19 protein-coding genes are annotated in these 19,337 nt (G+C 65.9%); 8 read left to right on the top strand and 11 right to left on the bottom strand.

What is annotated here, in order from left to right; genetic code table 11:
- Window positions 1–187 precede the first annotated feature (187 nt).
- From AC5RT3_RS07880 to AC5RT3_RS07870, 3 genes are all read left to right on the top strand, one after another.
- Entirely contained in the window at window positions 188–1,387 is a 1,200-nt protein-coding gene (locus AC5RT3_RS07880) for an NAD(P)-dependent malic enzyme (protein WP_494123942.1), read from the top strand.
- A 92-nt stretch (window positions 1,388–1,479) separates the two neighbouring features.
- Window positions 1,480–1,983: a DUF456 domain-containing protein gene (locus AC5RT3_RS07875; protein ID WP_494103763.1), complete on the top strand. Its 504-nt coding sequence runs from the start codon at window positions 1,480–1,482 to the stop codon at window positions 1,981–1,983.
- Between the two features lie 40 nt (window positions 1,984–2,023).
- On the top strand, window positions 2,024–2,398 hold the full coding sequence (locus AC5RT3_RS07870; RefSeq protein WP_494011542.1) for a nuclear transport factor 2 family protein: 375 nt from the start codon (window positions 2,024–2,026) through the stop codon (window positions 2,396–2,398).
- A 10-nt stretch (window positions 2,399–2,408) separates the two neighbouring features.
- On the opposite strand, the gene AC5RT3_RS07865 is transcribed toward AC5RT3_RS07870, so the two are convergent.
- Entirely contained in the window at window positions 2,409–2,615 is a 207-nt protein-coding gene (locus AC5RT3_RS07865) for a hypothetical protein (protein ID WP_494123941.1), read from the bottom strand.
- Between the two features lie 113 nt (window positions 2,616–2,728).
- Between AC5RT3_RS07865 and AC5RT3_RS07860 the strand changes: the two genes are divergently transcribed.
- Window positions 2,729–3,706 carry a hypothetical protein gene (locus AC5RT3_RS07860; RefSeq protein WP_494123940.1) on the top strand — a complete coding sequence of 326 codons (978 nt, stop codon included), beginning with the start codon at window positions 2,729–2,731 and terminating at the stop codon, window positions 3,704–3,706.
- Here the strand turns inward: AC5RT3_RS07860 and AC5RT3_RS07855 are convergent.
- Window positions 3,693–4,349, bottom strand: coding sequence for a LysE family translocator (locus AC5RT3_RS07855; protein WP_494123939.1), 657 nt, complete (start codon window positions 4,347–4,349; stop codon window positions 3,693–3,695). The genes AC5RT3_RS07860 and AC5RT3_RS07855 overlap by 14 nt on opposite strands.
- Window positions 4,350–4,455: 106 nt before the next feature.
- Between AC5RT3_RS07855 and AC5RT3_RS07850 the strand changes: the two genes are divergently transcribed.
- Window positions 4,456–4,911 carry an Lrp/AsnC family transcriptional regulator gene (locus AC5RT3_RS07850; protein ID WP_494011546.1) on the top strand — a complete coding sequence of 152 codons (456 nt, stop codon included), beginning with the start codon at window positions 4,456–4,458 and terminating at the stop codon, window positions 4,909–4,911.
- A gap of 8 nt (window positions 4,912–4,919) precedes the next feature.
- Here the strand turns inward: AC5RT3_RS07850 and AC5RT3_RS07845 are convergent, their stop codons facing one another.
- The 3 genes from AC5RT3_RS07845 to AC5RT3_RS07835 all read right to left on the bottom strand — a co-directional run bounded on the left by AC5RT3_RS07845 (window position 4,920) and on the right by AC5RT3_RS07835 (window position 7,641).
- Window positions 4,920–5,582, bottom strand: a complete 663-nt coding sequence (locus tag AC5RT3_RS07845) for a hypothetical protein (protein WP_494123976.1) — start codon at window positions 5,580–5,582, stop codon at window positions 4,920–4,922.
- The gene (locus tag AC5RT3_RS07840; RefSeq protein WP_494123938.1) at window positions 5,582–7,072 is read right to left on the bottom strand and encodes a WXG100 family type VII secretion target; all 1,491 of its coding nucleotides are present in this window, start codon (window positions 7,070–7,072) and stop codon (window positions 5,582–5,584) included. The genes AC5RT3_RS07845 and AC5RT3_RS07840 overlap by 1 nt, the downstream gene beginning before the upstream one ends.
- Before the next feature lie 107 nt (window positions 7,073–7,179).
- On the bottom strand, window positions 7,180–7,641 hold the full coding sequence (locus tag AC5RT3_RS07835) for an Lrp/AsnC family transcriptional regulator (protein WP_494103765.1): 462 nt from the start codon (window positions 7,639–7,641) through the stop codon (window positions 7,180–7,182).
- 326 nt (window positions 7,642–7,967) lie between these two features.
- Between AC5RT3_RS07835 and gluQRS the strand changes: the two genes are divergently transcribed.
- Together gluQRS and AC5RT3_RS07825 are read left to right on the top strand one after the other, a co-directional pair.
- Window positions 7,968–8,849: a tRNA glutamyl-Q(34) synthetase GluQRS gene (gene gluQRS, locus AC5RT3_RS07830; protein ID WP_494123937.1), complete on the top strand. Its 882-nt coding sequence runs from the start codon at window positions 7,968–7,970 to the stop codon at window positions 8,847–8,849.
- A 9-nt stretch (window positions 8,850–8,858) separates the two neighbouring features.
- Window positions 8,859–9,506, top strand: a complete 648-nt coding sequence (locus tag AC5RT3_RS07825) for an HD domain-containing protein (protein WP_494123936.1) — start codon at window positions 8,859–8,861, stop codon at window positions 9,504–9,506.
- Here the strand turns inward: AC5RT3_RS07825 and AC5RT3_RS07820 are convergent.
- Window positions 9,487–10,743: a low temperature requirement protein A gene (locus AC5RT3_RS07820; protein ID WP_494123935.1), complete on the bottom strand. Its 1,257-nt coding sequence runs from the start codon at window positions 10,741–10,743 to the stop codon at window positions 9,487–9,489. The two genes, AC5RT3_RS07825 and AC5RT3_RS07820, sit on opposite strands and share 20 nt — an antisense overlap.
- Window positions 10,744–10,847: 104 nt before the next feature.
- A complete protein-coding gene (locus AC5RT3_RS07815) occupies window positions 10,848–12,164 on the bottom strand; it encodes an ATP-binding protein (RefSeq protein WP_494123934.1) in 1,317 nt (438 codons plus the stop codon).
- A 303-nt stretch (window positions 12,165–12,467) separates the two neighbouring features.
- On the opposite strand from AC5RT3_RS07815, the gene ggt reads away from it, so the two are divergent.
- Complete coding sequence (ggt, locus tag AC5RT3_RS07810; RefSeq protein WP_494123933.1) at window positions 12,468–14,342, top strand: gamma-glutamyltransferase; 1,875 nt, start codon at window positions 12,468–12,470, stop codon at window positions 14,340–14,342.
- Window positions 14,343–14,432: 90 nt separating this feature from the next.
- Here the strand turns inward: ggt and AC5RT3_RS07805 are convergent, their stop codons facing one another.
- From AC5RT3_RS07805 to AC5RT3_RS07790, 4 genes are read right to left on the bottom strand one after another with little or no spacing between them, the layout of a single operon-like run.
- A complete protein-coding gene (locus AC5RT3_RS07805) occupies window positions 14,433–15,944 on the bottom strand; it encodes an amino acid permease (protein ID WP_494123932.1) in 1,512 nt (503 codons plus the stop codon).
- A 34-nt stretch (window positions 15,945–15,978) separates the two neighbouring features.
- Window positions 15,979–17,412 carry an aspartate ammonia-lyase gene (gene aspA, locus AC5RT3_RS07800; protein ID WP_494123931.1) on the bottom strand — a complete coding sequence of 478 codons (1,434 nt, stop codon included), beginning with the start codon at window positions 17,410–17,412 and terminating at the stop codon, window positions 15,979–15,981.
- An 8-nt stretch (window positions 17,413–17,420) separates the two neighbouring features.
- A complete protein-coding gene (locus tag AC5RT3_RS07795; protein WP_494123930.1) occupies window positions 17,421–18,482 on the bottom strand; it encodes an asparaginase in 1,062 nt (353 codons plus the stop codon).
- A gap of 24 nt (window positions 18,483–18,506) precedes the next feature.
- The gene (locus AC5RT3_RS07790; RefSeq protein ID WP_494051870.1) at window positions 18,507–19,214 is read right to left on the bottom strand and encodes a FadR/GntR family transcriptional regulator; all 708 of its coding nucleotides are present in this window, start codon (window positions 19,212–19,214) and stop codon (window positions 18,507–18,509) included.
- Window positions 19,215–19,337: the final 123 nt, after the last annotated feature.

The raw sequence follows: 19,337 nt of genomic DNA, 5'->3' as shown, positions 1-19,337 counted from the left end.
GCGGAACCCGGAAAACCGCTGCCTACCATGGGGTCACCGGAGCAACAGGGAGGAACAAAACATCCCCACGCTCCCGCGGACCCGCCACCCCTGGGTTTCCTGTCGCACCATTCCCTTTGCCTGCGCCCGCCCGGGCGCCGGGCTTCCATGTGCCGTGTGCGCACGGCGAGCACCAGGAGACAACGACGTGTCCATTGACGCAATCACAGCCATTGACGATTCCGCTGCCACCCCGTTGACCGAGGATGAGATCTTCAGCGCCCACCAGGGCGGCAAGCTGACCATCGGCACCACGGCGCCGCTGTCCAACAAGCGGGACCTGTCCATCGCCTACACGCCCGGCGTGGCCGAAGTAAGCCGTGCCATCCACAAGCAGCCGGAACTCGCCCGCACCCTGACCTGGGCCGAGCGCCTGGTGGTCGTGGTGAGCGACGGCACCGCTGTCCTGGGCCTGGGCAACATCGGCCCCAGTGCCTCCCTGCCCGTCATGGAGGGCAAGTCCGCACTGTTCAAGACCTTCGGCGACCTGGACTCCATCCCCCTGGTCCTCAACACCAGCGATGTTGACGAAATCGTGGAAACCCTGGTCCGGCTCCGCCCCAGTTTCGGCGCCGTCAACCTTGAGGACATCGCCGCCCCGCGCTGCTTCGAACTCGAGGAAAAGCTCATCGAAGCACTGGACTGCCCCGTCATGCACGACGACCAGCACGGCACCGCCGTGGTGGCCCTCGCCGCGCTGACCAACGCCGCCAAGGTCACCGGCCGCAGCCTGGAAAGCCTCAAGGTGGTCGTATCCGGTGCAGGTGCCGCCGGCATCGCCGTCGCCGAGATCCTGCTGGCCGCCGGCATCAGCGATGTCGTCCTGCTGGACTCCCGCGGCGTCATCAACAGCCAGCGCGCGGAGCTGGCCGCGGACACCACCAGCAAGAAGGCCGATATCGCCGGCCGCAGCAACCCGCGCGGCGTCTCCGGCGGCCCGGCTGAGGCACTCGCCGGCGCCGACGTGTTCATCGGTGTCTCTTCCTCGAAGCTGGACGAGGACCACCTCGCGCTCATGAACCAGGACTCCATCGTGTTCGCCCTTTCCAACCCGGATCCCGAGGTGCTGCCGGAGGTGGCCGTGAAGTACGCCGCCGTGGTGGCCACCGGGCGCAGTGATTTCCCGAACCAGATCAACAACGTCCTGGCCTTCCCCGGCATCTTCCGGGGTGCCCTGGATGCCGGCGCCCGCCGCATCACCCCCGCCATGAAGCTGGCGGCAGCGCGGGCCATCGCCGAACTTGCCGCCGAGGACCTGTCCGCGGACTACATTGTCCCCAGCCCGCTGGATCCGCGGGTTGCCGCCGCCGTCACCGCGGCCGTTGCTGCCGCTGCGGCAGCAGGGTAATTCCTCCCTTGTGAAGTAACGACGGCGGTGCCTCCTTGCGACAGGAGGCACCGCCGTCGGGGGTTAAGGGCAGCGGCCATAAACTGGGGTGCATGAGCTCCGAGACCGTGGTGACCATCCTGTGCGGCCTGGCCATCCTGGTGGGTGTGGCCGGCACCATTATCCCGGTGCTTCCAGGCAGCATCCTGATCGGAGCGGGCCTCCTGGCCTGGGCCATCTGGGGCGGCGCGGGGATGGCGGGCTGGGTGGTCTTTGCGGTTGCCATTCTGTTCGTTGCCGCCGGCATGGGCGCCAGCGCCGTCCTCACCGGACGGAAGCTGAAGGAGCATGCCATCCCGAGCCGCAGCATCGGGGCCGCGCTGGTGGCCGGGGTGGTGGGCATGTTCATCGTCCCTGTGGTGGGACTTTTCGTCGGTTTCGCGGCGGGCCTGCTGATCAGCGAGTTCCTCCGCACCCGCAACATCGGCCGGGCGGCCACGTCCAGCTGGGCTGCCCTCAAAGCCACCGGGCTGGGCATGCTGGCCGAGTTCGGGCTTGCGTCCCTCGCGGCCAGCACCTGGGTCATCGGGGTGTGGATTGCAGCGGCCGGCGGCTGAACAGCTTGCAGCCGGGATTTCTGCCGCGTAAAACGGAGGCATGATCGAGCCAAGTTCAGCTCTGGAACAGGTCCAGGCGTGGGTGGAAAAGTATCAGGCGGCCTGGAGCAGCAACCTGCCCGAAGACATCCGCGCGCTGTTCACACCCGACGCCCGGTACGAGACCCGGCCCGCGGACCCGGACCCCTGGGTGGGCCGGGACGACATCGTGGACCGCTGGCTGGCCGCCCGGGACGAGCCGGGGGACTGGACGTTCAGCTGGGAACTGCTGGGAACCGACGGCAATACCGCCTTCGTCCAGGGGCTCACCACCTATTCGGGCGGCCGGCCCACCTATGACAACCTGTGGGTGATCCGGTTTGACGGCACCGGCCGTGCCAGCTCATTCACCGAGTGGTTCATGGAACGGGCCTGACCGGCGCCCGCTACAGTCCCAGGCCGCCGAGCTTGTCCCCCAGCCCGCCCGGAAGCTTGCCCAGCGGGTCAGCCGGGTTGATGCCAAGCTTCGCCAGCAGGTCCGAGTGCTGGTCCGTATCCACCTGGTCCGGAAGTTCCGTGTCCGCCCGGTCTGCCTTTTCGTGGTCTCCCTGGGACCGCAGGAACTCAAGGATCTGGGACTTGTCGATCTGCATGGCATTCTCCTTTACTGGTGTCCACAACTGCTAAGGATGCTTATTACCTTTCCCCATATCAGGAAGCGGGACAAGGGGCCAATCCGCCGCTTCGTCCCGGTTAGCATGGAAAGATGACCGCCGGGGACACTGCACCGATCTACTGGGACAGCCGGGACCTCACCCCTTTCGGGAACCCGCAGCTCCGTACTCCCGTACACGATCTGGCCGGGGGAGTGGGAGGCCTGCTCAGCGGCGTGCTGGGAGGCAGGAACCCCGCCCTGCTGTCCATCGACGGCGACGTCCCCCGCCTGAAGCTCCTCCTGCCCAAGCCCGCCAAGGCCGTCCACGAGGCCGTCTTCGCCAGCCGGGAGCCTGAGCGGCTGATCACGCTGGCGCGCGCCTATCCCGGCTGGGCCGGCCTGTGCTACCTGATGGCCGGGCTGCTGGCCTACAAGCACGGCGGCTACCTGCGCGCCTCCGAGCTCCTGCACCGCGGGCTCACCATCCGCAATGACGAGGATGCGAACCGCTACTCGTCCACGTACCTCACCAGGATCGTTACTCAGATCGAACTTGCGGAGCGCGTGGAGATACCCGTCCTCTTCAGCGAGGAATCCGTGTTCCTCGCCCTGTCCCACTCGCTGCGCGAAACCGGCCGGACGGAAGCGGCGCTGGACGCACTGACCGGCCTGCCGCCGTCGCTCCCCATGGCACTGGCGCGCTGCTCGCTGGCGCTGACGCTGGGACGCAGCCGGACCGTGATCGACTGGACGGAAGGACTGCTGAACGCGGATGACCTCTCCGCGGCGCTGCTCCTCGTGCGGGCGCGCGCCCTGCGACGGGAGGGCCGTTTTGGGGCCGCCCATGAGGCCATCGGCGAGGTCCTGCGCCGGCGAAAGACGCACATGGTGCTGCGCAACGATGCCCTGACGGACCGGGCACTGCTGGTCCTGGAGTCCAGCCGCCGGTCGCTGAACCCGCGCGACTGGGGCAGGCGCCGGCCGGATCCCGAGCCGCAGCGCGAGATCGCCGCACCCATTCCCATCCGCAAGGACGAGGAGATGCGCAGGATCTGGGAACAGGACTGGAAGAAGCTCAGCGGGGACTAGATGCGGCGGCGAGCAGCGGCACCAGCTGTTCGCCCAGCAGGACCACACCCAGCAGCACCATGATGACCCCACTTGCCAGGGTCACGGCCCGGGCTGCCCCGGGCCGGCTCTGCAGCAGCGTCCGGGAAAGCAGTGCGACGGCGGTGTACACCAGCCCCGCCAGCGCCACGAAGGTCATGCCCAGCAGTCCGGACTGCACCGGCACCGGCAAGGAGGCCTCGGCGCTGACGAACTGGGGGATCAGGGCCACATAGAAGAGGAGCCCCTTCGGGTTGATTCCACTGGTGCCCATGCCCTGGAGGAAGGTGCGGAGCTGGCTTCCGGCAGGACGGACAACGGCGTCTGCCGCGCTGAAGGAGGCGCCGCGCCACGAGCGCAGGGTGCTGATGCCCAGCCACATGAGGTAGGCGGCGCCAGCCAGGGTGATCCATCCCAGGACCCCCGGCATCCCGGCCAGCAGGGCCGCCAGTCCCGCCACCAGCAGGACGGTGTGGAGGACGTACCCGCCGCAGAGCCCGGCCACCGCCGGAACGAAGCTGCGCTGCCGCAGGCCCGCGGTGATGGTGTACGCCCAGTCCACTCCGGGGGTGCAGGCGAGGGCGGCCGCCACCAGGATGAAGGCCAGGAACAGCTCCGGATTCATGGGTGTTTCTCCTGTCGGTTCTCTCAGGAGAAACGATAGGGATTTTCGGCCCGTAAGTGCTTTCTTCTTTTCGCCCGCCACCCGGCCCCTGGAGTATGATTTTTGCGTGATTGACGCTGTTGACAGGAATATTTTGCGCCACCTCAAGGAGGATGGCAGGATGACTGCCACCGCGCTCGCCGCCAAGGTGGGCCTGACGGTGGCACCCTGCCACCGGCGGCTGCGCGACCTGGAGAAGTCTGGAATTATCCGGGGGTACAAGGCGGACATCGACCCCGCCGCAGTGGGCCTGGGGTTTGAGGCGATCGTGTTCGTGACGCTCCGGCAGGTGGACAGGCCCACCATGGAGATTTTCGAGAACCGGGTGGCGGACCATCCCAACATCGTGGAGGCGCAGCGGCTGTTCGGCTCCCCGGATTACCTGCTGAAGGTCATTGCCGAGGACCTGCCCTCGTACCAGCGCTTCTACGACGCCGAACTGACGTCCCTGCCCGGGGTCGAACGTCTCACGTCAACGCTGGTGATGAAGAACCTGAAGTCGAACGCCGGCCCGCCGGTATAGCCGTCCGCTCACCCGGCAGGCAGGATGTGGACGATGATCACCTGCGTATCCTTGCCGCCGTCGTACCTCAAGTCGTAGTTGACGGTCAGTCCCGTGGCCGTGCCTGGCGTAATGGAGAAGTCGCTTTTTGAATCCGGGTCTGCCTGCGTGCTGCTGATCCAGTCCTCTGCCGAGGCCTCGGAGATCCCGTACCGCTCTACACCGTCCCGGATCAAGGCGAAGTACTCCTCCGGCGAACCGGCGGTGAGGAAGTAGGTCACTTCACTGAAGTCCGTCTGCGTGTCCGTGGTGTTGAAACGGATGCGGTCCGTCTCCGCGGTTATTTCGCCGTTCGGGGTCACGATGCTCAGGCTGATCTTGCCCGAGTCCCGAGTGTTGATCTCGGGCCCGTAGCTGTCCTGGGTAACACGCACGGCCTCCTTCTCAAGGCGGCCCGAACTCATGTCCAGGCGGGCAGTTTTGGTTTCCCGGATAGCGTCCACTCCGGCAGCGTCAAGGGTGGAGAATTCGGAGGTTTTCACGGTGCTCCCGGCTGTTGTTGAGGTGGCTGGAACAGGGTTGGCGGGCTGGCAGGCGCTGAGGGCAAGGCCAACTGCCAGCGCCGGCAGCATAAGAAGTACGACGGCGGGACGGTGCCGTACGTGCCTGGTGGCGGCGGGGCTGGTGTGCATCACTGGTGGACCTCCGCGTCAAAGCCGTCCAGGAACCTGTCCATGATGCCCGGGATGTTGTTGGTGGGCCGGTACTGATGCACCCGGTCATCGAAGTCCGAACCGATGATCTGCGCCGCCCGGTCCGGATCGGTGGCCAGAAGATTCTGGTACGCAGGCAGGGTGTCCTGCCGGATGAGTCCCCAGCGCTGGCCCGCATCGGCGATGTTGCCGTCCGGGAAGCCGGTGGTGAAGTCGGTGCGGAACTGCGCGGGGTTGTCCCAGCTTGTCAGCGGAATGTTCTCCGGGCCGGGGCTTTCAACACTGAACGTGTAGGGGAACACCTCCGGATAGCTTCGGGCGCCCGGGATCGAAGGCTCGCCGGCGAGGGTCACCATGTAGGTCACGGCCTCGCCGCCGGGATGGCCGCGCATGTTGTCGTAGTCGTCCGCGATGATTTCGTTCTGTTCGCGGTACAGGAGGGTTGTATTGCCCTTCTGGACCAGCTCCGGATCGCCGGAATCGATCTGGGCCCAGGCGTTGGCCGTGGACACGTCGATGACGCCGGAATCCCGGAGGCGGTTGATCTCGTCAATGCCGCCGCTCAGGTATGCCTGGTGCTGACGCGCCTGGTCCAGGAAGATTTCCTTGTTCATGTCCAGCATGCTGGTTTCGTAGAAACGGATCTCTTCATCCGTCATGCCCGCCAGCTGTTCGATCTGGTCCAGGACGGGAAGCGGGATGTCCGAGGCTGGATTATCGGCGATTTGCTGGGCGAGGTCGCGAAGCATTGCCATGTCGCGGAAACCTCCGGCGAACGACGGCCCGATCATGTTGGCCATGCCCGCCCATTGCAGGTCCGGGTTGGCCAGGTACGCCTGGCCGTAAAAGTCGTAGACCTTTGCAATGGTTTCCCAGTTGTGTTCCGTGCCCTTGGAGGTGTCCCAGTCTGCAGGATCGATGCCCATGTCCAGCATTGCCTGTTGGTTCCAGTAGGAGCTGAGGAACTCCTGGTACCCCCTGGAGTTGACGGGGATCGTGCCCGAATCCGCAGCGGCGTCCAGGGCGGCCTTCGCCGCCTCCGGGTTTGCCAACGCCCACCGCTTGAACGCGCCGCTCTGCAGGTACTGCTTACGTTCTTCTGGTGTCATGGAATTCAGCGTGTCTGTCAGTTCCTGGGCCGTCCCACCGCCGGAACCGCCCGGGCCGCCGGGGTCCCCGCCTGGCCCGCCGCCGGCCCCTCCTGTGCTGGCCTTTTCCTGCTCGTCGGCGTTGGCGAGCAGCACCTTCGACGCCGATTCCAGCCCGGCTGTGGCCGACCTGAGCAGCTTCACGTGGGACGAGGTCCACTCGCTCCGGAACCGCTCGCCGTCGTGCCCTTTCCACAGCCCGGTGCCGATGCTGCTGCCCAACTGCTGGCTGAGGGCGTTCAGCCTGTTGGCACCGCTCGCCAGCTCCTTCGCCAGCCGCCGGAGCTGCGCCACGTCGCCGCCATAAAACGTCCCCGCCATGATTCCCCCTGATCGGATGTCCCGGCTGCCAGCCTAACCGGGACGGGTGGCAGGCGGCGATGGGGAGAGGTTCCCGATGCTCGTTGTAGGGGCGGCGGGCAGCCTGGTCAGTCCGCGGCGAGCAGCCCCGTGGTGCGGTAGGGAATGACTTCCCGGAGGAACATGCTGGTGGAGGTGCGCACAATGCCCGGGCACAGCCGGATCTCCTCGGAAACCCGGTAAAGGTCGTCCGGGCTGGCGGCCACAACCCTGATCAGCAGATCGGTATCTCCGGCCGGGGCGTGGCATTCGAGGACCTCGGGGATTTCGCGCAGGGCCGCGATGGCCTCGTTGAGGTGGCTCTGGTCGAGCTCGGCACTGACGGATGCGGCCACTCCGCGTCCCAGGGCGGCGGGCAGCACCCTGCTGCTGTTGGGACGGAGCGCGCCGGAGGCTGCCATGCGTTCCAGCCGGGTCTGCACCGTTCCGCGCGCCAGCCCCAACCGCTGGGCGAGCACCATGATGGGAACGCGCGGGTCCTCGTCGAGGGCGCGAAGGATCCGCTTGTCGGTGGGGTCCAGTTCCTGCAATCTGATCAGTTCCTGTCTCGGAAGCGCGGGAGGATTGATCGGATTGACCAGTACAACCCGCGCCGGTTGCACCAACTGTAGGGCGTCTGCTGAAATATTGGCAACTGGGCAACGGCCACCGCCGGACCCCGCAGGCCAACGGCATTCCGGCACACCACCCGGGCGCTGCAGACCGCCTCCCGCAAGGAGGCCGCCGCTGATTGACTCTTGTTCACGCATCGTCTTTCCGCACCTTTCACGGCAAGAGCCCCTGAGCCACCGATCATCGGATTTCCGTAGCAATCGGTAGCTGAGGGGCTCTTGTGTTGTCCGCATAGGCTGGATCCATGACCTCAGCCGGCCGCTTCGCCCCCAGTCCTTCCGGTGAGCTTCATGTGGGCAATCTGCGCACCGCCATGCTGGCGTGGCTGTTCGCCCGTTCCACGGGGCGGAGCTTCCTGCTCCGGGTTGAGGACCTGGACCGCGCGCGGGCCGGCGCGGAGGCAGTGCAGTTGCGGGATCTTGAGGCGATCGGCGTGACGTGGGACGGCGGCGTGGTCCGGCAGACTGCCCGGGGCCGGCTCTACGAGGATGCCATCCGGCGGCTCGGCGATGCCGGGCTGACGTACGAGTGCTTCTGCACACGCCGCGAAATCCAGGAGGCGCCGTCGGCCCCGCATGCTCCGCAAGGAGCCTACCCGGGTACCTGCCGGAACCTGGGCCCCGCGGAGCTGGAGTTCAAGCGCTCCATCCGTCCTGCGGCCATCCGCCTGCGGTCTGCGGTCCAGGAGTTCACTGTCCACGACATTCTGCACGGCGGATGTACTGGCGTGGTGGACGACTTTGTCCTGCGCCGGAACGACGGCGTGGTGGCTTACAACCTGGCCGTGGTGGTGGACGATGCCGCCCAGGGCGTGGACCAGGTGGTCCGTGGCGACGATCTGCTTCCCTCCACCCCCCGGCAGGCCTATCTGGCATCCCTGCTGCATATTCCCCTACCGGAATATGCCCATGTCCCGTTGGTGGTTAACTCCGACGGCGCCCGGTTGGCAAAGCGGGACGGGGCGGTGACGCTTGCCGACCTTGCCGGGGCGGGCATTTCCGCTGATGCCGTGCGGGACCGCCTGCTCGCCTCCCTGAACCTTCCCGCCGGCACCCTTGAAAAGGCGCTGGCAGCCTTTAATCCGGCCGCACTGCCGCGGGAGCCCTGGATCTGGAGCGGCCCGTAGGCTTGGGGGATGTTAGATGACCATTTTCCGGACCACAGCCCGGCCCCCAGGTTCACCGTAGAGACTGCCAAGGTCCTGGCCGAGGTGGCCCACAACCGGCAGAAGGACAAGTTGAAGAGGCCTTACCGGGAACACGTCCTGGCTGTGGGCGACGCCCTGGCGGACTTCGACGACGATATCCGGATCGCGGGATACCTGCACGATATCGCAGAGGACACTCCGATCACCCGGCAGGCCTTGCTGGAGATGGGCGTGTCCGAGCGCGCCGTGGAGATCATTGAGCGGGTCACCAACCGGCTCCATAGCAACCCGGACGATTACCAGGCCGGGATTCGCGAGATCGCCCAGGACCACGACGCCGCCCTGGTCAAGATTGCGGACAACGCCCACAACTCCTTGCCGGAGAGGGTAAAGGCTCTTGCTGAAAAATGGCCGGACAAACCGCCGGTCACCAAATACCGCGACGCCCGGCCCGTGCTTTACGCCGCCGTCGAGGTGGAGGAGGTCCGCAAGATCCTGGCCCGGGTGAATCCGTGGCTGCTGGAGGAGCTGGACGACCGCCTGGACGAGGAAGACACCACCGACTACGAGAATCTCTCCTATGGTGAAGCGGACGCCGGCGCCGCATCGGCTGACGCTAACGCTGAGGAGCGGTAGTTCCTGCTTCCAGCCTTTGCATCGCATGGTGCAGCCGCTCTGTTCCGCGGCGCTCATCGATGACAATGGACGCTGCCAGCCCCAGCACGATGACCAGCATGCACACCGGGACCGATGCCCCCGACGCCGCCAGGCAAACGGCCCCGGCCAGGACCACCATGATCCCGACGGCAACGGCAATCACCGTCCGGTCCGGGCCCATCATGGCGCTGTACAGCCACGTCAGTGTGAGTTTGAAGACGGCAACCGGCACGGCAATGGAGGCGACGGCCGCTGCGGCACTGATGTGGGCCTCATGGTCGATGTAGTAGGCGGCCACGTGGAGCCCGGCGCCGGTGGCCGCGATAGCCGCGAAGAGCGGAATGTGCCCGTAGCCGAAGAGGAACGAGTGGTGCCGCTGCAGGTGCAGGGCCCGTCCGGCCGGGAGCATGAAATACACCCACCACATGCCGAAAGCCAGGGCCGTACCGCCAAAGCCCACCAGCGCCGCGTCCACGCTCCAGCCGTGGTTCGCCACGATGGCCCGCAGGGTTTCGATCGCCCCAATCAGGCACTCACCGAGGGCGATGATGGCCAGCAGGCCGTACCGCTCGGCGATATGGTGTGCATGCCACGGAGTCCTGTCATCGCGTTCCGCGGCATAGGGAGTGCCCATCTCCAATGCGATCAGGGGGATGACCAGGAGGAATGTTGTGGCAACATCGGTGTCCACGATGAGCACGGCGATCCAGCCGAGCTGTACGAGAGCCAGGTATCTGGCATAGCGCAGGCACGTCCGGCGGCGGGCAGGATCCTGGCGGGACGCCCGGATCCACTGCGTCACAAGGGCAAGCCGCATGATCACGTAGCCGGCCACGATCACCCGGTTGTCCACGTGCCGTCCCTCCACAATGGAGTGGAACATCGGCTCGATCCCCATCGTGAGGATCAGCACCCCGACGATCTGGACCATGGTGACCACCCGGAACACCCAGTCGTCTGTGTCGTAGGCGCTGGCGAACCAGGTGAAATTGATCCAGGCCCAGATCACCGCAAACATCGCGAAGGAGAACCCCATGAGGCCCTCCACAAAGTGGGCTTCGGCAATTTCGTGGGCGAATTGGCTGCCCGCCACCCCGAAGGCGATGACAAAGGTCAGGTCGAAGAAGAGCTCCAGGGGCGTCGCGGCCCGATGTTTTTCGTGCGGGTCACGGCCGCCCATGCGCGCGAAGGCATGCCGGAGAGGGTTTGAGGACATGCCTCAAAGATTACTCTGGACCGCCTTCTGCCCCAGGGCAGCCGCGAAGTCCTCGGCGAACCGCCGCACGCCATCCCATTCCGTCCAGATGTAGCCGCCCCTTCTCAGACACGGGCCAGGGCATCGATGTCCTCAAGGAAGTCCTGGTGGACCTCCTTGCTGACGGTGGTGCGGGTTTCGGCGATGGCATCCAGGTAGTCCTGGGTGGACGGGCCTTTCCGCACCGCTTCCCGGACGGACGGCCTCGCTCCGGAGGCCAGCCCGCCGTCGTCGTACACCGCCTTTTCCAGGGCGCGCTGGGACGCGCTGCGGGCCGCATACTCGATGTCCGCGGGGGAGAAGCCCTCCGTGCGCTCCACCAGGAGCTCGACGTCCACGTCGTCCACCACGGGTGCGGGGATGAAGCGCTGCCACATGGCTTCGCGTGCGTGGCGGTCGGGCAGGCCGATGGGAATGACGTAATCGAACCGGCCGTGCCGCAGGAACGCCGAATCGAGCGCCCGGATGAAGTTGGTGGCGCACACCAGCAGGCGGCCCGGTTGTTCGCGGAAGGCAGGGATGATCTTCAGGAGTTCGTTGGTGACGCCCTGCAGCGGCGACGGCGGTTCACCGGACCGCTGCGAGGCAATCTCTTCCACTTCATCGATGAACACCACCGCGTGTTCCAGTTCCGCGATCTCCAGGAAAGTTTCGCGCAGCGCCCCGGCCAGACCCTGGGGATCGGCGGCCAGGCGGGACGGGAAGACCTCAACGAACGGCCACTCCAGGCGGGAGGCGATGGCCTTCGCGAAGGTGGTCTTGCCTGTGCCGGGCGGGCCGAAGAGGACGACGGCGCGTGGCGGCACCACGCCGAATTCATCGGCCAGGTCCGCCTCGGCCAGCGGGAGCACCAGCCGGCGTTCCAGCAGTTCCTTCTCCCGGTGCATGCCGGCCACGTTTTCCCACAGGTCGCGGGCCAGGACCCGGCCGCCCAGCTGGCCCAGCGCCCCCAGCTCCTGCCGCTGGACGGGGATGGTCCGCTCGAAGTAGCGCAGGTTCTTCTTAAGCGCGAAGCCGCGGCCCAGGAATGCTTCCACGCGCGTTTCGGAATCCGGCATCAGCGCCGAAAGCTTGTTCAGTCCGTGGGGTGCCATCCGGTTTTCGACGGCGGCCAGCAGCGAGGTGCCGATCCCGCGGCCGCGGTATTCGGGGAGGGTGGCCAGGAAAACGATCCAGCCCTGGTCGTGCGCGGCGCGTCCGACGGCGGCGCCCACCACCTGCTCTCCCTGCACCGCCACCACGGCATGGTCCTTTTCGCAGGATGCGAGCACCTCTGAGAGGGCGTAGACCGGCTCGACGTTGCTCTCCTTCAGGGTTTCCCAGAGATGCAGGATCCCGTCCAGGTCGGCCGAATGGAAATCCCTGATGCGCCAGTTGGTCATATCCGCCTAATCTCCCGGGTGGTTCGTCATTGAGCCGGCATGTCCGTGCCACTGCCGAGCTTAGCGAACGGCGGCGGGCGGAAGGTTGCGGCGGCGTTGCATTACGGCGCTCTCGAACTGCGTGCCGTGGGCGAGGTGCAGGACCGGCGGGCACGTGCCCCGTTGGTGTACCGCCGACAATGCCAGGATGCCACCAACAAAGGGTAGGCCGGCGTGCCCGCAGGGTAGCCGGGGGCGTTGAGAGCCCCATATCCGAGGAGTAACGTGTGGCTCACCTCACCCGCACCCCATTCAGGAGCAACCATGCCATATCTGGGACGCCGGTTTGCTGCCGTAACGGCAGCGCTGGCGATGAGCGTGACCACCGGGGCGATCATGAGCCCTGCCTCTGCGCACGAGCGGCAGAAGGACGTTTTCGAGAAGACCCCGACGGCCACCGGCTATGGCGGCGCCGTCAGTACCGTCGATGTGGACGCCTCTGCCGCAGCGATCGAGATCCTGCGCAAGGGCGGGAACGCTGTGGATGCCGCCGTCGCCGCGGCCGCCACCCTCGGTGTCACGGAGCCCTATAGCGCCGGCATCGGAGGCGGCGGCTATTTTGTTTATTACGAGGCCAAGAGCGGGGATGTCGACACCATCGACGGCCGGGAGACTGCGCCCGCCGCTATGCCCAGGGACGCATTCATCAACAAGGCCACCGGGGAGGCTTACCCCTTCCGTAAGCAGGCAACCAGCGGAATTTCCGTCGGTGTCCCTGGAACCCCAGCCACCTGGGAACGTGCCTTGGACCGTTGGGGCAGCATGACCCTGGGGCAAACGCTGGAGCCCGCGATCGAGGTTGCTGAAGACGGCTTTGTTGTGGATGCGACCTTCAGGCAGCAGACGCTCGACAACAGGGACCGGTTCCTTCCGTTTGAAGCCACCCGGGAACTGTTCCTCACCGGTCCAGACAATGATGCACCTGCGGTGGGGAGCATTCTGAAGAACGAGGATGTAGCCGAGACGTATCGACTCCTTGCGCATGAGGGCATGGACGAGTTCTATGACGGCCCGATCGCAGAGGACATTGTGTCTACAGTCCGGAACGCGCCCAGCAGTACGGACCCAAACGCCGTCCCCGGACCTGCGGGTGTTATGACAGCGGAGGATTTGGACGACTACAAGGTCCTGGATCAGGACCCCACGCACGTGAACTACCGCGGCTACGATGTCTACGGCATGGCACCTTCCAGCAGTGGCGGCACAACCGTGGGTGAGGCTTTGAACATCCTCGAGGTGTTTGACCTCGGCGAGCTGGCCAAGGGCGAGGGTAAGGGCAACGACAACACGGCCCGTGCTCTGCACCACTATCTTGAGGCCAGTGCCCTTGCTTTTGCTGACCGCGGAAAGTACGTGGGTGACCCCGCGTTTGTGGATGTTCCCACCGATGAACTACTGGACCCTGTCTTCGGAAAGGAACGGTCCTGCGCCATTGACCCGCACAGGGCAGCAACCAAGCCTGTCGCGGCAGGTGACGTTTATTCGTACGACGGCGTGTGCCCGGCCAAGCCGACGGCGCTGAACCACGCACCGGATACCGAGAACATCAACACCACCAACCTCACGGTTTCGGACAAGTGGGGCAACGTGGTGGAGTACACGCTCACCATCGAGCAGACAGGCGGATCGGGCATCACGGTTCCCGGCCGCGGCTTCATCCTGAACAACGAGCTCACGGACTTCTCGCCTGTCTACAGCGAGACGGACCCCAACCGCATCGAGCCTGGGAAGCGGCCGCGCTCATCCATGTCGCCGACCATTGTGCTCAAGGACGGCGAACCGTTCCTGGCGCTCGGGTCACCAGGCGGTTCAACCATCATCACCACCGTCCTGCAGACGCTCATCAACAGGATCGACCTCGGTATGAACATTCAGGACGCCCTGGCAGCTCCGCGTGCCTCCCAGCGCAACACAGCCAATGTGACCGCTGAACAGGCGTTCATTGACGCGCCTTATGGAAAGGACCTTGCCACGCGGTATGGGCACAATTTTGCCGCTGCAGGGGCCCCCGGCACCTCCGCCGCGGAAATCGGCGCTGCCACAGCCATCGAGTTCCGCCCTGACGGCAGCACTGTGGCCGCAGCCGAACCAGTCAGGCGCGGCGGAGGCTCAGCGATGGTGGTCAAGCCGTCGCGGTAGCCTTCCGGCCAACCCCTTAAACCCTGACGGCGGCACCTCCGGTTCCATGGTTGTGGATCCAGAGGTGCCGCCGTCGGACGTTTGGAAGGGTTACTTCATGAACGTCTCCGCGGGCGGGTTTGCGACCACGGGGGAGAGACCGGTGTGGCCGTCCCGGGTTGCGGCGATTTCGTGGATGCGTTTGCGGCAGGCGTACCAGCCGAAGACCATGAGGATGGACGCAATGGCGGTGACCAGCATGGTGAGCGGTGATTCGATGAAAACCATCACCAGCACTCCCACGAGGAAGAGCAGCGAGAGGTAGCCGGTGTAGGGGGCGCCAAACATCCGGAAGGAGGGGCGCTTGAGCCAGCCCTTGTCGGCCCAGCGCTTGAGCTGGATCTGGCACAGGACGATCGTGGCCCAGGTCATGATGATGCCCACGGAGGCGACGTTGAGGACGATTTCGAAGGCTTCGGCGGGCACGAGGTAGTTCAGCGGGACGCCCAGCAGGGACACGCCGGCGGTGATGGCGATGCCGCCGTAGGGGACGCCGGCTTTGTTCATGCGGGAGGCGAACTGGGGGGCGGAGCCGTTGACGGACATGGAGCGCAGGATCCGGCCGGTGGAGTAGAGGCCGGCGTTGAGGGAGGACAGGGCGGCGGTGAGGACGACGAGGTTCATGATGACGTCCACGCCCTGGATGCCGATGGAGCCGAAGAAGGTGACGAAGGGGCTGACGCCCTTTTCGTAGGAGGTGTAGGGCAGCAGCAGGGCCAGGAGGATGACGGAGCCGACGTAGAAAACGGCGATGCGGAAGACCACGGAGTTGATGGCCTTGGGCATGATCTTTTCAGGGTTTTCGGTTTCGCCGGCGGCGGTGCCGACGAGTTCGATGGAGGCGTAGGCGAACAGGACGCCTTGCATGAGGATGATCATGGGCAGCAGGCCGTTGGGGAAGATGCCGCCGTTATCGGTAATGAGGCTGAAGCCAACCTGCTGGCCGTCGACGGGGGTGCCGAAGATGACGAAGTAGGTCCCGACGATGAGGAAGATGACCAGGGCTGCGACCTTGATCAGGGCGAACCAGAATTCCATTTCACCGAAGACCTTGACGGAGACCAGGTTCAGGGCGAGGACGACGACGAGGGCGATCAGGGCCCAGGCCCATTGCGGGACGGCTGCCATCCAAGGGATGTAGTTGCCGAAGAAGTTCATGTAGAGGGCTGCGGCGGTGATGTCCACGATGGTGGTGGTGGCCCAGTTGATCCAGTAGAACCAGCCGGAGACAAAGGCTGCTTTTTCGCCGAAGAATTCACGGGCGTAGGAGACGAAGGAGCCCGAGGAGGGCCGGTGCAGGACCAGTTCGCCCAGGGCGCGCAGGATCAGGAACGCGAAGAATCCGCACACGGCGTACGCGATGACGAGGGACGGTCCGGCCGCGTTGAGCCGGCCGCCGGCGCCCAGGAACAGGCCGGTACCGATCGCGCCGCCGATCGCGATCATCTGGATCTGCCGGGGCTTCAGGTTCTTGTGGTAGCCCTTGTCCTCCGCGTGCAGCGCCTGCTCCGATGCATGCGCCTGCGGCGGGATGGTGTGGTCTGTGACGGGGGGAGTTGTCATGGGGGTGTCCTTCTAAGTCCGTGGTGTTCGGGGACTACTTGCTGAGGTTTGCCAGGCGTTCGGGGCTGAGGAGTTCCTGGAGCTGGGCGCTGGTCAGGAGCCCGTGCTCAAGGACGAGTTCGGCGACGCCCTTGCCGGTTGCGAGTGCTTCCTTCGCGATGGCCGTGGCGGTGGCATAGCCCAGGTGGGGATTCAGGGCTGTGACCAGGCCGATGGACTGTTCCACGGTGCGGCGGAGGTGTTCGGTGTTGGCGGTGATGCCCCGGATGCAGCGTGCGGTGAGGGTGCGGCAGGCTGCTTCCAGGTGGGAGATGCTCTTGTGGAGGCTGTGGACAATGACGGGTTCGAAGGCGTTGAGCTGGAGCTGTCCGGCTTCGGCGGCCATGGTGATGGTGACGTCGTTGCCGATGACTTCGTAGGCCACCTGGGAGACCACTTCCGGGATCACCGGGTTGATCTTGCCGGGCATGATGGAGGAACCGGACTGGACGGCCGGCAGGTTGATTTCGCCGAAGCCGGCGCGCGGGCCGGAGGAGAGCAGGCGGAGGTCGTTGCAGATCTTGGAGAGCTTCACGGCCACGCGCTTCAGTACGCCGGAAAGGTGGACAAAGGCGCCCACATCCTGGGTGGCTTCGATGAGGTCGACGGCGGTGACCAGCGGCAGGCCAGTGACTTCGGCCAGGTGCCGGCAGGCTGCCTCGGCGTAGCCGGCCGGTGCGTTCAGGCCCGTGCCGATGGCGGTGGCGCCGAGGTTGATCTCGTGGATGAGCAGCTCTGCTTCGGCCAGGCGGAGCCGGTCTTCGCCAATGGTGATGGCGTACGTGCCGAACTCTTGTCCCAGGGTCATGGGTACGGCGTCCTGCAGCTGGGTGCGGCCCATCTTCACCACCGTGCGGAATTCCAGGGCCTTGGCGGCGCAGGCTTCCTCAAGTTCGGCCAGCGCGTCCACCAGTTCCCGCGCCGCGAAGATGGTGCCCAGCTTCACGGCGGTGGGGTAGACGTCGTTGGTGGACTGGCTAAGGTTGACGTGGTCGTTGGGGTGCAGCCGCGCGTAGTCACCCTTGGGATGGCCCAGGATTTCCAGGGCGCGGTTGGCGATGACCTCGTTGGCGTTCATGTTCGACGACGTGCCGGCACCGCCCTGGATGACGTCGACGACGAACTGGTCGGCCAGTTGTCCGTCCAGGATGTCCTGGCACGCCTGTTCAATGGCATCTGCGCGTTCGGCGTCCAGCAGCCCGAGCTCCCGGTTGGTGCGTGCCGCGGCGAGCTTGACCGCTGCGAGGCCACGGACCAGGTGCATGTTGGAGCAGAGTTTCTGGCCGGTGATGGGGAAGTTTTCCACGGCCCGGAGGGTGTGGACGCCCCAGTAGGCGTCGGCCGGGACGTCCCTGTCCCCGAGCAGGTCATGCTCGGACCGGGTGGTCGGAGCGGATGTGGCGTCGGCGGCGGATTCGATGATGGTCATGGGAGTCCTCACAGGGCTTCGTTGTCGGGTTTGGACAGGTTGTTGCTCAAAAAGTCGGTGGCTTGCAGCAGGCCCACCTGGTGCCCGCCGCCGAGTATTGGTGCGGCGGCGATGCCAGCCAGCGCATCGGTGTCGACGCCGATCGCTTCCAGCAGGGCCACGGTGGCCGGCATCCGGGCACGGTCGCCGCCGTCGGAAACTTTCACGGCCACGGCGCGACCGTCAGGCAGGCCCACCAGCTGGACACCTTCAAAGCCGTCCTTGGCCACCGCTCCGGGGAGCAGCCGCATGAGCTCGGTGACGTCGCGCCCTTCCCCGGCCACCATTTCCGGGTGCTGCTGCATGGCGAGGCCGACGGCGGCTTCCGCGCCGCCGTCGTGGTTTCCGGTCTTGAAGGAGGCGGCACGCGCGATCCGGCCGAAAGCGAGGGCCATGCCGCCCAGCGTCAGCGCGAAGAGCGGGGTGCCGCAGCCGTCGGTGCTGACGGCGGACGGCTCCTCACCGGCCAGCTCAATGACAGTGGACCGGACGAGTTGCTGCAGCGGGTGCTGCGGGTTCAGGTAGCCCTGGACGGGCCAGCCGTTGATGACGCAGGTTGCGGCCATGGCGGCATGCTTGCCGGAACAGTTCTGCGTGAGCTGGGTGGCGCCGCCTCCGCTGCGCAGCCAGTCTTCGCGTTCGATCCCACCGTAGGGGAGGTCGGTGCTGTTTTCCAGGTCGGTGACGGACAGGCCATGCATTTCGAGGATGCGCAGGGCGCCGTCACGGTGCTCTGCCGCGCCGGAGTGGCTGGCCGCGGCCAGGGCCAGGAGGTCTGCCGGGAGCTCAAGTCCGGCGCGGACCATGGCGACTGCCTGCAGCGGCTTGAGTGAGGACCGGGGGTAGAAGGGGGTTGCCGGGTCCCCTGCTGCTGCCAGGATGGAACCCTCAGCATCGAGGGCGATGGCCGAGCCGTAGTGGACGCTCTCCACCATTCCGTCGCGGATGGCGGCGACCAGGGGAGTGTGCTGCGGCAGGCTTGATGGTGCCGGCCCAGCAATGCGGGCAGCGGAAAACACAGGGGAGGGCATGGGGTCCTTGGGGTTGCTTTGTTGCTAGTTGTTGAGGATGGAGTCGAGGGCCTCGCCCACGGCGCGCAGGTGGTTGGCCATGGCTGCACTCGCGTCAGCAGCGGAGCCGGCCTCGATGGCTGCGAGGATCCGCTGGTGTTCAATGTCGGAGGCGTGCTGCCGGTCGGCCACCATGTTCAGCGTTTCCGACTGGTAGGCCAGGGCGTCACGGATGTCCGCCACCACGCTTTCAAAGACCTTGTTGCCGCTGGCGCGCGCGATGGTCGCGTGGAAGCTGGAGTCCAGGGCCACCCAGGACTCCGGATCCGTTTCGGTGGCCATGGCGCCCACGACGTGGCGGAGGGTTTCGAGCTCCTCGTCAGACCGGCGTTCTGCAGCCAGCCCGGCTGCCGGAACTTCAATATGCGGGCGCGCCTCGGTAAGATCCCTCGCCGAGTACTGGCCGAGTGTGAGGTCGTTGGCCACCTTGTTGGCGACCACGAACGTGCCTTTGCCTGTCTTGGTGACCGTCAGGCCCATAGCCGTGCAGGAGCGCAGCGCTTCGCGGATGACCGACCGGCTCACCCCGTACTGCTGGGCAAGCGTGGCTTCAGAGCTGAGCTTGCCGCCCACCGGAATCTGCCCGGACTCGATATCACCGCGGACGGCGTTGAATACCGCTTCGGCGGCGCTAAGCCGCGTGAGGGGGAGCGGAGCAGGCTGTCCTGCTGTCCGGCTGTCTGACAGGTTCACGCTTCAAATATGGCACCGGTCACAGACGGTGTCAATTCTCCGGGGGCCGAAGGCGTCAGATGAACTTAGGGTATTTCTCCCTGGAAACCCTGCCGTCTGAGGCGCCCGCCCGGTAGCCTCCTG

The organism is Arthrobacter sp. Y3221159 (genome assembly GCF_059089885.1).
Note: the sequence above shows the minus strand (reverse complement) of the source record. Positions and strands in the feature narration are given on the sequence as shown.

Coding starts and splice junctions, on each gene's coding strand:
- AC5RT3_RS07875 (WP_494103763.1), top strand. CDS start 1,480: ATGAGCTCCGAGACCGTGGTGACCATCCTGTGCGGCCTGGCCATCCTG.
- AC5RT3_RS07870 (WP_494011542.1), top strand. CDS start 2,024: ATGATCGAGCCAAGTTCAGCTCTGGAACAGGTCCAGGCGTGGGTGGAA.
- AC5RT3_RS07865 (WP_494123941.1), bottom strand. CDS start 2,615: ATGCAGATCGACAAGTCCCAGATCCTTGAGTTCCTGCGGTCCCAGGGA.
- AC5RT3_RS07860 (WP_494123940.1), top strand. CDS start 2,729: ATGACCGCCGGGGACACTGCACCGATCTACTGGGACAGCCGGGACCTC.
- AC5RT3_RS07855 (WP_494123939.1), bottom strand. CDS start 4,349: ATGAATCCGGAGCTGTTCCTGGCCTTCATCCTGGTGGCGGCCGCCCTC.
- AC5RT3_RS07845 (WP_494123976.1), bottom strand. CDS start 5,582: ATGCACACCAGCCCCGCCGCCACCAGGCACGTACGGCACCGTCCCGCC.
- AC5RT3_RS07840 (WP_494123938.1), bottom strand. CDS start 7,072: ATGGCGGGGACGTTTTATGGCGGCGACGTGGCGCAGCTCCGGCGGCTG.
- gluQRS (WP_494123937.1), top strand. CDS start 7,968: ATGACCTCAGCCGGCCGCTTCGCCCCCAGTCCTTCCGGTGAGCTTCAT.
- AC5RT3_RS07825 (WP_494123936.1), top strand. CDS start 8,859: ATGTTAGATGACCATTTTCCGGACCACAGCCCGGCCCCCAGGTTCACC.
- AC5RT3_RS07820 (WP_494123935.1), bottom strand. CDS start 10,743: ATGTCCTCAAACCCTCTCCGGCATGCCTTCGCGCGCATGGGCGGCCGT.
- AC5RT3_RS07815 (WP_494123934.1), bottom strand. CDS start 12,164: ATGACCAACTGGCGCATCAGGGATTTCCATTCGGCCGACCTGGACGGG.
- ggt (WP_494123933.1), top strand. CDS start 12,468: ATGCCATATCTGGGACGCCGGTTTGCTGCCGTAACGGCAGCGCTGGCG.
- AC5RT3_RS07805 (WP_494123932.1), bottom strand. CDS start 15,944: ATGACAACTCCCCCCGTCACAGACCACACCATCCCGCCGCAGGCGCAT.
- aspA (WP_494123931.1), bottom strand. CDS start 17,412: ATGACCATCATCGAATCCGCCGCCGACGCCACATCCGCTCCGACCACC.
- AC5RT3_RS07795 (WP_494123930.1), bottom strand. CDS start 18,482: ATGCCCTCCCCTGTGTTTTCCGCTGCCCGCATTGCTGGGCCGGCACCA.